At 42.6% G+C, this 12960-nt stretch carries 13 protein-coding genes and 1 other RNA gene; 8 read left to right on the top strand and 6 right to left on the bottom strand.

Going from position 1 to position 12960, the window contains the following annotated elements; translation table 11 throughout:
• Positions 1 to 143: 143 nt before the first annotated feature.
• Entirely contained in the window at positions 144 to 563 is a 420-nt protein-coding gene (gene queF / locus BM021_RS03180; protein ID WP_090718799.1) for a preQ(1) synthase, read from the bottom strand.
• Positions 564 to 669: 106 nt separating this feature from the next.
• On the opposite strand from queF, the gene smc reads away from it, so the two are divergent.
• The 6 genes from smc to BM021_RS03150 all read left to right on the top strand — a co-directional run bounded on the left by smc (position 670) and on the right by BM021_RS03150 (position 7083).
• Positions 670 to 4209: a chromosome segregation protein SMC gene (gene smc, locus BM021_RS03175; protein ID WP_090718797.1), complete on the top strand. Its 3540-nt coding sequence runs from the start codon at positions 670 to 672 to the stop codon at positions 4207 to 4209.
• Positions 4210 to 4288: 79 nt separating this feature from the next.
• A complete protein-coding gene (locus BM021_RS03170; RefSeq protein ID WP_090718795.1) occupies positions 4289 to 5479 on the top strand; it encodes a cell division protein ZipA C-terminal FtsZ-binding domain-containing protein in 1191 nt (396 codons plus the stop codon).
• Positions 5480 to 5662: 183 nt separating this feature from the next.
• Entirely contained in the window at positions 5663 to 5860 is a 198-nt protein-coding gene (locus BM021_RS03165; protein ID WP_090718793.1) for a hypothetical protein, read from the top strand.
• A gap of 22 nt (positions 5861 to 5882) precedes the next feature.
• Complete coding sequence (locus BM021_RS03160) at positions 5883 to 6152, top strand: cell division protein ZapA (protein WP_256207744.1); 270 nt, start codon at positions 5883 to 5885, stop codon at positions 6150 to 6152.
• Between the two features lie 19 nt (positions 6153 to 6171).
• Positions 6172 to 6349, top strand: a non-coding RNA gene (gene ssrS / locus BM021_RS03155) — 6S RNA.
• A gap of 74 nt (positions 6350 to 6423) precedes the next feature.
• Positions 6424 to 7083: an HAD family hydrolase gene (locus BM021_RS03150; RefSeq protein ID WP_177186283.1), complete on the top strand. Its 660-nt coding sequence runs from the start codon at positions 6424 to 6426 to the stop codon at positions 7081 to 7083.
• A gap of 30 nt (positions 7084 to 7113) precedes the next feature.
• On the opposite strand, the gene BM021_RS03145 is transcribed toward BM021_RS03150, so the two are convergent.
• Entirely contained in the window at positions 7114 to 7779 is a 666-nt protein-coding gene (locus BM021_RS03145; protein WP_090718787.1) for a thioredoxin domain-containing protein, read from the bottom strand.
• Positions 7780 to 7930: 151 nt separating this feature from the next.
• On the opposite strand from BM021_RS03145, the gene BM021_RS03140 reads away from it, so the two are divergent.
• On the top strand, positions 7931 to 8386 hold the full coding sequence (locus tag BM021_RS03140; RefSeq protein WP_090718785.1) for an EVE domain-containing protein: 456 nt from the start codon (positions 7931 to 7933) through the stop codon (positions 8384 to 8386).
• Positions 8387 to 8418: 32 nt separating this feature from the next.
• On the top strand, positions 8419 to 9216 hold the full coding sequence (locus tag BM021_RS03135) for a sulfite exporter TauE/SafE family protein (protein ID WP_090718783.1): 798 nt from the start codon (positions 8419 to 8421) through the stop codon (positions 9214 to 9216).
• Positions 9217 to 9291: 75 nt separating this feature from the next.
• Here BM021_RS03135 and BM021_RS03130 read toward each other — a convergent pair whose 3' ends face one another.
• Genes BM021_RS03130 through purE form a run of 4 tightly spaced genes read right to left on the bottom strand, consistent with a single transcriptional unit; the run spans position 9292 to position 12920 of the window.
• The gene (locus BM021_RS03130) at positions 9292 to 10377 is read right to left on the bottom strand and encodes a serine hydrolase domain-containing protein (protein ID WP_090718781.1); all 1086 of its coding nucleotides are present in this window, start codon (positions 10375 to 10377) and stop codon (positions 9292 to 9294) included.
• Positions 10378 to 10396: 19 nt separating this feature from the next.
• Positions 10397 to 11287 carry a phosphoribosylaminoimidazolesuccinocarboxamide synthase gene (locus tag BM021_RS03125; protein ID WP_090718779.1) on the bottom strand — a complete coding sequence of 297 codons (891 nt, stop codon included), beginning with the start codon at positions 11285 to 11287 and terminating at the stop codon, positions 10397 to 10399.
• Positions 11288 to 11292: 5 nt separating this feature from the next.
• On the bottom strand, positions 11293 to 12432 hold the full coding sequence (locus BM021_RS03120; protein ID WP_090718777.1) for a 5-(carboxyamino)imidazole ribonucleotide synthase: 1140 nt from the start codon (positions 12430 to 12432) through the stop codon (positions 11293 to 11295).
• Positions 12432 to 12920: a 5-(carboxyamino)imidazole ribonucleotide mutase gene (gene purE, locus BM021_RS03115; protein WP_090718775.1), complete on the bottom strand. Its 489-nt coding sequence runs from the start codon at positions 12918 to 12920 to the stop codon at positions 12432 to 12434. The genes BM021_RS03120 and purE overlap by 1 nt, the downstream gene beginning before the upstream one ends.
• Positions 12921 to 12960: the final 40 nt, after the last annotated feature.

Here is a 12960-nt window from a genome sequence, read left to right as displayed (position 1 = left end):
ATTTTATCTTCACACTAGGTGACAGCATATATAAAATTTTGGTCTTTGCAAACCTTTTTTTTAAATAACAAGAAACATATGATCAGATTATTTTTATTAAAATCAATATATTAATAAAACTATTTAAAGTATTATGTTATGAATTATTCTCGAGTATTGGATTGACTATTGAATTCTTGAAGAAAAATTGCTGGTTTTGGCTTCCACCCTTTCTTTTGATAATCAACGACGACATTGGTGAAAATCCCACCACGCACATAAAAACGTGCCATTAAGCGGATATATCTGGGTTCTAGAGCAGCAACGAGATCATCGAGAATTTTATTTGTGACCGCTTCATGAAATACTCCTTCGTTGCGGTATGACCAGATATAAAGCTTAAGACTTTTGAGCTCGATACATTTTTTATCAGGAATATAATCAAGAATTAAGGTTGCAAAATCAGGCTGTCCCGTTTTGGGGCACAAACAGGTGAACTCAGGGATTTCCATATGAATATGGTAATCTCGATCTGCAAATGGATTTGGAAAAGTTTCAAGTGTTTTCTCAGGCTTGCTGGTCATTCTTCATGCTCATGTTTAAATTAATTCAGTTACAATAATCAATTGCTTTTAATCGTTTTCCACTTAAATCTATCTATTATAACGATCTTATCTGATAAATAAAAAATTGCGTTTAGCCCATATTAAACTCGCCGGTTTCAAATCATTTGTTGACCCAACTGCAATTGCCGTTTCTCAAGATCTGGTTGGTATCGTAGGTCCCAATGGCTGCGGAAAATCAAATATTATTGATGCGGTACGATGGGTCTTAGGAGAATCTAAGGCCTCTGCTCTACGCGGTGATTCTATGCAAGATGTTATTTTTTCGGGATCAGATCATCGAAAAGCGATTAGTCGCGCGAGCGTGGAAATAGTTTTTAACAATCATTTGAGCAAGATCACAGGTCAATGGTCTAGCTATGCCGAAATCGCAATTAAGCGCGTCCTTCAGAGAGATGGTGTTTCAAGTTATTACATTAACAACCTTCAAGTGCGGCGACGGGATATTGCCGATCTTTTTCTCGGTACCGGCATCGGAGGTCGTGGATACGCGATTATTGAACAGGGCATGATCTCGCGAATTATTGAGGCAAAACCACAAGAATTAAAAAATTTTCTGGAAGAAGCTGCCGGAATTTCTCAATACCGGGAAAGAAGACAGGAAACTTTCTCGCGTTTGGAAGAAACCCGAAAGAATTTAGCCCGCATAGAAGATCTCTGCCTGGAATTGAAAACTCACCTACAACGTTTGGAAATACAAGCAGAAATCGCCCAGCAATATCAATCGCTGCAAGAAAAATTGCATATATCACAATGTTTGTTGTGGCTACAGCGTAAAAGTGATGCAATGAATCAGCGCACTAATGCAGAAAAAGAAATTCAAAGGTTGGAAGTTCAATTGCAAACTATACTCTCAAAGCAACATGATGCTGAGAAAGAATATGAAGCAACTCGGGCAAAAGAATATGCAGCCAGCGACAAACTGCTACAAGTACAGGGTCAACTGTATGCGGCAAATGCAGAAATATCGCGCTTGGAACAAGAAATCAATCATCTGAGGAGTATGAGTGAACGTTTAGCACAACAAATCCGAGAAATTGAAAATCAGTTAAAGAAAAGTAACCAGCTAAAAGAAGTTTCATCAGAAAATTTATGCCACTGGCGCCAGGAAAAAATCCAAGCCGAGTCAATCCATATCGAAAGTATTTTAAGAAATGATGAGAAAACTAAAGAATTACCCCACATTGAAGCAGATTTTCTCCGGTGCCAGGAAGAATTAACTAATTGTCGACAGAAGCTTCTTTTAACCGAGCAGGCCAATCAGCTTGAAGATAGCCATCTCACCCATGCAACAAAGAATATCCAGCAGCTTGAAGCACGTTATTCTCGCTTATTGCAGGAACAAAGTGAGCTGGTTTTCATTGATTTATCCAGATTAGCTGAACTGCAATTAGAAATGGATCAGGCTGAAAATACCTTGAAACAACTCAACTTGAAGCATCAGGATATCGAAAATCAATTATCAGTTGCAAATCAACGCAAACACCAGATTACCCATGAAATTCAGGAGTTACAACATGCATTATCGCAAGCAACGGCACGCTTCAATGCATTACAGAATCTTCAGCAGAAGCTTGAAAGTAATCAAAATCTAAATATATGGCAACGCAATCAGCGATTGGATTTATTGCCTCGTTTATGGCAAAAAATACAGATCCAGCCTGAATGGGAAAATGCGCTTGAAGCGGTGCTACGCGAACGGCTCAATAGTATTGAATTCGAGCAGCTGGATTTAATTCAACATTGGATTCATGATGCTCCTTCGGGAAAATGGACAATTTTTGAAAAAACTCAACCTGTCTTGTCTATTAGCAAGCAAGAGTCTACGACAAGCCCTGCAAGTTATAAAAAATTACTGGCCTATATGACAGTCGATCTGCCTGAAATTCAATCGGTATTGGAAGATTGGTTAGGCCACGTCTATGTGATAGAAGATATTCAAGAAGGTCTTATTAAAAGATCCACCTTGAATTCTGGCGCCGTGCTGGTTACACGCCAAGGACATATGATTACACGCACCAGCTTCACTTTTTATGCGCCGGATTCTCAATTGCATGGCGTTTTATCTAGACAGCAGGAGCTAAAAAATATCCAAATAGAAATTGACCGATTAGAATCACTTCTCCACGATCAACGTGATTTGCTAGAAGCAGCCAATCAGCAAGATGCTCAACTCAGTCATGCTATCCAAGAATCTCATCAAAATAGCAGACAAACACAGCAACGTCGACATGATTTACAGCTTGAAATCGTTAAGCTTTCACAAATCAGTGAACGGACAATTCATCGTAACAATCAGATCAATTCTGAATTAACCGAAATCAAGCAAGCATTAGACAGCGAAATTTCACTCCAGGAAGCTACCAAGATAAGATCAATAAAGAATTTAGAACAGATTGATGCGCTGAAGAAGCTTACACAACAAGCTCAGCGAGCCTGGGAAGCAGCTAATCATCTACTTGCAAGTCAGCGGCAAAGCATCCAGCAATCGACAAAGCAGGTGCAGGAAGCTACATTTCATGTAAAAACATGCGAAAATAAAATCAGTGAGATAGAGCATAATTTAGAATCTTTACATGAAGATTTACAATGCTTAACGCAAAGTCATCTGAGTCTGCTCAAAGAAAAAAATAGCTTAGATGAAGCTCCGTTCAATAAACGATTGGAAGTTGCCCAGATACAACGTAAATTAATTGAACACACCGTGCTGCAAACTCGTCAGGAAGTCGAAGACATTACGTGCCATTTGCGGGAAATAGAAAATACTCGCATGGCATCCGACCAGGAATTGTCTTCGTTAAGAGAGACCATTAGTCAGATTCGACTCAAAGAACAGGCAGCGAATATTACCATCAATCAATTTGACGAATTGCTCAATGATGCCAAAATTGATACAAAATCATTATCATCTCTCATAGAAAAAAAGAGTATCGCAGCATTGCAATCAGAAATTAATCGATTAAACGCCGACATATCTGCATTAGGATCTGTCAATCTTGCCGCCTTAGAAGAACTCGAAGCTGCTCGTGCACGTGAATCTAGCTTACTGATGCAGCTGCAAGATCTTAATGAAGCGATTGCAACTTTAGAAAACGTCGTTCAACAAATCGATCGCGAAACCAGGTTACGCTTGCAAGAAACTTTTGATCTGGTCAATCAATATCTAAGCGAAATCTTTCCGGTAATATTTGCAGGTGGACAAGCCAAGCTTGAGCTGAGTGACGATAAGATCCTGGATGCCGGCTTAATATTAATGGCGCAACCGCCCGGAAAAAAAAATAGCTCGATCTATCTATTATCGGGTGGTGAAAAAGCCCTCACGGCCTTGGCATTGGTGTTTTCATTATTTCGACTTAACCCTGCGCCGTTTTGCTTATTGGATGAAGTAGATGCGCCTCTTGATGACAGTAATACTCATCGTTTTTGTGGGTTAGTAAAAAATATGTCAAAACAAACTCAATTTTTATTCATTAGTCATAATAAAATTACGATGGAAATGGCGCAGCAATTAATTGGGGTTACAATGCAGGAACAGGGTGTATCACGAATAGTCGCTGTTGATATCGCAGATGCGATCAAAATGGGAAAACGAATTAAGCAAATCTAGTCTGGATTTGTAGTTGATCATATAAAGCCGGCACAATCTAATCTGTGTGCTTTATATCAAGTATTTTTAGGGAAATAACATGGATATATTAAGTAATATGAGTGACTTGCAGTTAAGCCTGATTGTCATCGGCATTATCGTTATTGTCGGTGTTGTTGTCTTCAACTGGCTGCAACAACAACGTTATCGGCGTAAAGTACAAGCAGCATTTGATCATGAACACAATGATATTCTCCTTGATACACATGATTCTGAAGAAATTGCGCCCAGAATTGAACCAAAGTTCAACAAAAGCCCAATTTCTAATGGACAGCCTGACTTGCTCATGCAGACTGACTCATCAGCTTCTCACAGTGAAGCAAAAAAAATGTCCATTACACAAAACCCATCAATTAATATTCCGACCCATACATCAATAAGTTCATCAACTACCTCACCCGTATTAGACTATGATAATAATACCAATTACATTGTTCATATAAGATCAGAATCAGTCATTTCTAATACTTATGTCGCCAAGTTACTCCAAAGAAAATTTGATTTTGGAAAATCTGTTTACTGGTTAGGTCAGCGGCATAGAGATGAGCCTTGGGAAGAAATAACGAATGAGGCCAATGCCGATGGTGATGGTTACATCCATCTGAAAGGCTGTTTACAACTGGCTGACAGAGCTGGCCCTATCAGCGAAGTCAACCTATCCAAATTCCGTGATTTAGTACAAGATTTTGCTTCTCAAGTCCATGCTGCAGCAGAGTGTCCTGATATTGTCAGCACACATGACAAAGCTTTGATGCTCGATAAATTCTGTGCTGAAGTGGATGTAATGATTGGGATTAATATTATCAGCAAAGACGATGGAGCATTTGTTGGCACCAAAATTCGTGCATTAGCCGAAGCTTCTGGATTCAGGCTAGAATCGGATGGAGTATTCAAGTTTCGGGATGATAATCATCATCTATTGTTTACATTGAGTAATTATGAATCATCCCCCTTCTTGCCTGAAAATATAAAATCTCTGACAACTCATGGCGTGACTTTCTTGCTCGATGTTCCAAGAGTCTCCCATGGAGAAAGAGTATTTGATCAAATGGCTCATCTTGCAAAAATTTTTTCTAATACACTGGGCGGTATTATGGTCGATGATAACCGGGTTCCCTTGAGTGATAGTGGCATTCAGCGAAGTAAACAGCAACTGATTGAAATACAAACTGCAATGAAAAATAATCATATCAACGCAGGTAGCCCAAGTGCTTTGCGATTATTCGTATAAATACATCTGATAATAAGCAATGATTACCAAAGTATTTGGTCAGTTTACTTTAAATTTTAATGTACTGTATTTCAACACTAAAATTAGTACTATTGAGTATGGGCGGCACAGTTAGAACAATAAACAAAATTAAAATTTGGTTAAATCGGTTAAACTTTTAATGCTCAAGAATATAGTGTGCCCATGGAAACAGAACTAAAATCTCTTGAAGAAAAAGTTTTTCTCCTTTTGCGGTTATATCAGGATATTCTCGTGGAGAATAACAAATTACGTAAAGAACTCGCAGACACACATGCTCAGAATGCAAAACTCAACGAGAAAATACAAGTTGCCGCTGGTCGCCTTGAAACGCTCTTATTAAATATGCCGAATAATGAGTAACAAGACACTGAATATCAATATCATGGGCCGGGAATTTTGTATTACCTGCCCTGATGAAGAGCAGGAAGAAATCCAGCTTGCGGCAGCCTACTTGAACAAGAAAATTCAGGAAGTTAGAGCTGAAGGGAAAGTTATCGATTCAGATCGTATTGCTATTATTGCAGCTTTAAGCATTACACATGAATTACTCATGCTGCGTAATGGAACGGTCTTTGACATGGATGAATTTAAGCGTAGAATTGTATCTCTAAAGAAGAAAGTTGATGAAGTAATGATGAGGAAAGAAAATTAGAATTTTTTAGGAATAAGGTTAATCCCTGCGGTGTTTGTTAAGACTTATATTCTTTGAACCAATTCATAAAGAATGGTTGTGGATTTTAGTGATGCTGTTGTGCGCACCTATATTGGATGTGCCTGATGTATCCATGAAACAACCGCCTTGGACCTTATGGTTCAAGATGATAGTCTGACGGCACAGGTGGGGAGCTTATACGGGACAAGAGATGTTTACATTTCTTGTCCTTTTTTACTTACTGTTCTCTAGCAAATATTACGATCAATTCATGATGCAACTCAGTGATCAAATAGCACTACTATCCTCTTCTCCAAAAACATTTTTGTTTGATATTGGTCGCGTTTTACTCGATTTTGATTTTGAATCATCCCTTGCAAGATTAATACCCCATAGAATAAGTAATCCCAAAGAACGCATCCAGCAAGTGCTTGCACAAAAAGACGTGTTAGAAACCGGAGCAATTGATCCAGAAAATTATGCCAGGTGGGCGCTGGAGATCTTTGAAAGCAACGCCACACCGGAACAATTTTATCTAGCCTGGCAGCAAATTTTTATGGTAAATAAACCGATGTGGCGCTGTGTACGTCAACTCGCCAGTCAAAATCATTCATTGATGCTGATTTCGAATATCAATGCCATCCATTATCCCTGGATATTCACAGCCTACCCTGAATTTTCTTATTTTGAGCATAAAGTGTTGTCATTCGAAGTAGGTTTTCTGAAACCAGAATTCGCTATCTATCAATACGCCATCAATACTTATCAGCTTGAACCAGCATCAACCATTTACATTGATGACCTGCCACAAAATATCGCATCGGCCAAAGAACTAGGTTTTCAGTGCTGGCAATATGATTTGAATAATCACCAAGCTTTTGAAATCTGGCTTGAGAATGCTTTGGCCTCAAAACTATTCCTTAACCCCTAGATAGTTGATTCTGCTTACTTCCAAGCAGAATCATAAAATAAATCTTTTTTCTGCCAAGAAATGCTCAACCATTGCCGGTTTGTAATCTATTTGACCAAATGAAACATCTTTTAACTCTCCTTTACGATCAAACAGAATACACGATGGCGTTCCTTGCAAAGCAAAACGCTCAAAAGTTTCAGCTTTCATAGATTTTTGCTCCATATAATGCTTTACTTGCTGAAGCATAGACATCTTTTGCTGATCACTGAATTTCTCAAACTCAGGAAGAAATTCACGCGCATAGCGTAAAACTCGCTCATCGGTAACAGGTTCAGTTTCTGCCACCACCCGATCCATTCCAACCGCAAAAGGTATTTCCCATCGCAGTTTGCCTTCGGATAATAAACTATACTGATTGAGTGCCTTAAACGTCTGACCGACTACTTCCCCAGTCATAACGAGTTTCTGTAAATTCTCAAGCGTATTTTTATCATAATCTTCAAATGCTGTGGCCAAACCGATGACAACCAGCCCCTGATCCCGATACTTATTATGCAAATCAATCGCTTTAGGTAACGAATAAATAAAACAACCCGGACAATTAACTTGAAAAACTTCGATTAACACCACAGAGCCAACCAGATCGCTTAACGTAATAGGACCACCTTGCACCCAAGTATCTACAGCAATTTCAGAAAGTGAATGATTATTCATTGTTAAATTAGTTAGAATGAGCAAATTAAGAATTTGGCATATTACAGAAGGCGACTAGAAAAAGCATATTTTTTATCACAAAATTCATTGAAGAACTTAAATGAAATTAGCAACTTGGAATTGAATTATTACATTATAATCTATTAGGAAAATGCGTTATTGGTTAATGAAATCAGAGCCTTCTGAATTCAGCATCGATGATTTTGCCGCACTACCTAATCAAACCGTGGCATGGGAAGGTGTACGTAATTATCAGTCTCGCAATTTTATGCGCAACCAGATGAGTATTGGCGATCAGACTTTTTTCTATCATTCTTGCTGTAAAGATCCTGGCATAGTAGGAATTGCAACCATCAGCAAACCAGCTTATCCGGATGCCACGCAATTCAAGCCAGACAGTAAGTATTTTGATCTCAAAGCGACACAAAGCAACCCACGCTGGTTTAATGTTGAAATCACCCTGATGAAAAGAACTCGTTTAGTTCCCATTAAAGAATTAAGACAATATCCAGAACTGCACAGAATGCGGGTGCTGCAAACGGGTAATCGCTTGTCGATCACACCGATTGACCCGGCAGAATGGCAATTCATTTTGAACATTCTGTAATGCAACCTGATCCCTTTCATCAAGCCTGAATCATGGAATGGTGGCTGATTTACCTGCTGACTGGAGCTTTTGTAGGCTTCTTCGCCGGTTTACTCGGCATCGGCGGCGGACTCATTATCGTACCCGTGCTGATCACCCTTTTCACAGCCCAGAACTTTCCCGCCGACCGCATTATCCACATGGCGCTCGGCACCACCATGGCCACCATCATTTTCACATCAATTGCCAGCTTGCGCACACACCATCAGCACGGCGCGGTAGATTGGCAGATTGTGAAAAATATAACGCCGGGCATTTTTCTTGGTACTTTCGGTGGAGCCGCTTTGGTAAACTCAATGACAGGACAACTCCTAAGCGTCATTTTTGTCATTTTCATCTTTTACGCCGCCACACAAATGCTGCTGCAATTTCGTCCCAATCCCATTTTCCAGCTTCCCGGAAAAATCGGCATGTTTCTCGCCGGTAACGTTATCGGCGCATTATCCAGCCTGGTTGCCATCGGTGGCGGATTGTTGTCAGTGCCGTTTCTGACGCTGTGCAATGTTAAACTGCAACATGCCATCGGCACCGCCGCAGCCATTGGATTTCCCATTGCACTGACGGGCACCGCTGGTTATGTCGCTAATGGCTATCTGCAATCAGAGACACTCCCTGACTACAGCTTGGGTTATGTCTATTTACCGGCGCTGATTTGGCTGGTAGCAGCCAGCATGCTGACAGCCCCGCTCGGCGCGAAACTCACGCATTCCACCAAAACTGCCATTCTAAGAACGACTTTTGTTGTGCTGCTGTATGGGTTGGGTATCAGGATGCTGATGAGTTTATTCTAATCGGTAAACCGTAACAATTAATGCGGTGGTGCAATGTTGGGATTCCTCTCGTTATCCCAACCAGCGTGCTTCCCCTCACTGTATTGAAATGCTTGGGAAAGCAAGGGGCATTTCGGGATTGAACAGGTGCTGCGCAATGTCGTCAACACCAACGTCGGTGGACGCATTTGAAAGCGCAACAACGCCTACATTCATCTTTGGCAGGAAGCCAATAAAGGAACAATATCCACCCGTGCCACCATTGTGCCAGATCAGTTCATTGCCACCACTTTTCATAATGCCCCAACCGATCCCTATTTCATTATCGCTTATTCCAGTAGACCGTCGTGAGACATGCATCGCGGTAAAGGCAGACGCAAGTGGCGTTTCCCTGATGCCAAGCGCCGTCTCTAGAAAAGTCAGCAAATCGTTTGCTGTGGAACGTAAAGCACCTGCACCGGCAAGAGTCGGCAAATCCCAGTTTGGAAATGCTTCCAATGCCGCGTTATGCCCAGTTGCAAGTCTTGCATTCATCTCAGAAGAAAGGGTAATAACCGTACTCTCCATACCAAGCGGTGCGCAGATGCGTTCGCGAACCAAGGTTTCGTAATCAGTACCGGCTCGCCGCGCAAGCACATGGCCTAAGAGCCCATAACCGAGATTAGAGTATTCCCATTGCGCCCCGATATCGCGCGTCAATTGATGACCCGAAAGAAATTGATAAAGCTGTTCGACGGAATAGTCAGCATACGGATTGTCGGGATTTGCCGGTGCAAAATTATCGGACATCCGAGGTAAACCTGACGTATGCGTCGCCAGATCCACCAATGTAATCACCTTTCCATCACGTTGCGGCACAACGACTTTCTCGGGGAGATATTGCGCAACTGGATCGGTAAGTTTGACTTCGTCACGCTGAATCATATCGGCAAGCAGCAGCGCCGTGAAAATCTTGGTGACAGAACCGATTTCAAAAATCGTATCGGAATCCACGAAACGGCGATCGTCTGTACTGAAATGGCCGTGCGCGACGATATGACGACCTTCTACTCCAACAATTCCGACAACAATGCCAACACCTTGCTTATGACTTTCAATCCGCTCCGAAAGAATTCGACGAATTTCTGAATCTGCTGGAAAACTAAAACTGGATGAAGACTGCGCTGAATCTATAATAGTCATTAAGAAACTTCCTCCTGAATTAAGAAATCAACAACCGTAAAGCCTCCTGATACTTTTCCATCGTCTGCTGCAATATTTCTTCCGGCAGTTCCGGTGCCGGGGCTTTTTTGTTCCAATCCTGTTTTTCCAGCCAGTCGCGCACAAATTGCTTATCGAAGCTGGGCGGATTTTGACCGGGCTGGTATTGATCGGCGGGCCAGAATCGTGATGAATCCGGGGTCAGCACTTCGTCGATCAGATACAGCTCGCCGGCATTATCCAGACCAAATTCAAATTTGGTATCGGCAATGATGATGCCGCGCTGCAGAGCGTAGTCTGCTGCTTCGGTGTACAACTGGATGGCTTTTTTACTGACTTTTTCGGTCAGTGCTTTTCCTAATTGGTTTTCCACTTCCACCAACGAGATGTTTTCATCATGTGCACCTGCTGCTGCTTTGGTTGAGGGTGTAAAAATTGCACCGCCAGATATTTTTTCGGCCAGCTTCAGCCCAGCCGGTAATTGAATCCCGCAAATCGCACCGGTTTGTTGATAATCCTTCCAACCTGATCCGACGACATAACCGCGCACAATGGCTTCAATCGGCAACGGTTTCAGGCGCCGGATGACGAATGCACGTCCTTCCACCTGTTCACGCTCGTGTTCGGCAACGACCGATTCCGGCGCGATGCCGGTCAAGTGATTGGGCAGGATATGCGCGAGTTTTTGGAACCAGAATTGCGATAGTGCAGTCAGGATTTTTCCCTTGCCGGGCACCGGAGTCGGTAGAATTACGTCAAACGCCGACAGGCGGTCGGTTTGCACGATCAGCAGCTTGTCGTTGCCGACAGCGTAGATGTCCCTGACCTTGCCGCGATGCAAAAATGGCAGGCTTTTGATGCTGGTTTCAAATAAAGCGGATGATTGGGTCATGGATTTCAGGTTGTATGGTGTTCAAGTCTTTTCTTGATTTGCATGGCATCATGCAATGCCGTAGCAATATCCGTGCTCAATACGGTGTAGTGCCCCATTTTGCGCCCTGGACGCGCTTCGGTTTTGCCGTATAAGTGCAATTTTGCTGAACGATGCTGCAAAACCTGATTCCAGTCGGGTTCCCCGTTATGCCATAAATCGCCCAGCAGATTCACCATCACGGCAGCGCTGTGCTGCGTGGTTGCTCCCAGCGGCAAACCGCACAGGGTGCGCACTTGCTGTTCAAATTGTGATGTGATACAGGCATTAAGGGAATAATGCCCGCTGTTATGTGGGCGCGGCGCTATCTCATTAATCAACAGCGTATCATCTTGCAGCACGAAAAATTCGACGCACACCACTCCCTGATAATTCAGTTTCTTGGTAACCTGGCAAGCTATGTCTTGGGCTTGCTGTGCTAATTGCGATGAAATTCTGGCCGGTACAATGCTGATATCGAGAATGCCGTTGATATGTTGATTCTCGGACACCGGAAAAGTCTTAATTTCTCCGTCGATGCCACGCGCTACCACCACGGATATCTCACTTTTGAGCGGTATGAATTTTTCCAGCACACAAACCGCATGGTTCAATTCTTCATACGCGGCTAGCAATTCGGTGATATTGGCAACCTTAATCTGCCCTTTGCCATCGTAGCCAAACTGACTGACTTTCAGGATGCCCGGCAATAATTGTGTGATATCCTGGGTGGCGATATCCTGCGGTTGGGCGATAACGGCAAACGATGCAACGGAAAATCCGCTATTCACCAGAAACTGTTTTTCCCGTACCCGGTTTTGTGCAATGGAAACACTCTGCGCATCTGGGCTAACGATACAAGACTCGGCCAGTTTGCGTAGTGATTCTGCGGGGATATTTTCAAATTCGGTGGTAATGGCTGCACATTGAGTGCTGATTTTTTCCAGCGCCAAATGATTCGTATAATCCGCACAAATAAAATCATCTGCGACTCGCCCGGCTGGGCTGTCATCGGCTGGATCCAATACCGTCACCGAATACCCCATCTGCTGCGCCGCCTGAACGAACATGCGCCCAAGTTGGCCGCCCCCAAGGACACCCAGCATAGCTCCGGGCATGATGCGCATTATTTCGGCAACTCTGTGGCAATCACAGATTCAGCCTGTTTTTGCCGGTATTCGCTAAGCTGCGCTCTTAACATACTGTTATTCACGGCCAATAGTTCAACAGCGAATAACCCTGCATTGGCTGCGCCGGCTTCCCCAATGGCAAAAGTGGCAACAGGTACCCCTTTAGGCATCTGAACAATGGACAGCAATGAATCAAGCCCTTGTAGGTGCCTGGAATTCACCGGAACGCCCAGAACCGGCAGCGTGGTTTTTGCAGCAATCATGCCAGGAAGATGCGCAGCGCCACCCGCCCCCGTAATGATGCATTGAATGCCGCGTGCGCTGGCTTCTTCAGCAAATTGAAACATTAGATCCGGCGTCCGGTGTGCTGAAACCACTTGGGTTTCATAAGCAATATGAAATTCTTCCAGTATCGAAACAGCATGCTGCATCACATCCCAATCACTTTTACTACCCATCACGACGCTAATTAATGGTTTAATCATTTAACTTCAGCTAACTATATAAGTTTGAAATAACGAAGAG

It is taken from the genome of Nitrosomonas sp. Nm166 (assembly GCF_900112825.1).
Taxonomy (GTDB): domain Bacteria; phylum Pseudomonadota; class Gammaproteobacteria; order Burkholderiales; family Nitrosomonadaceae; genus Nitrosomonas.
This window is presented reverse-complemented; position numbering and strand designations above follow the sequence as displayed.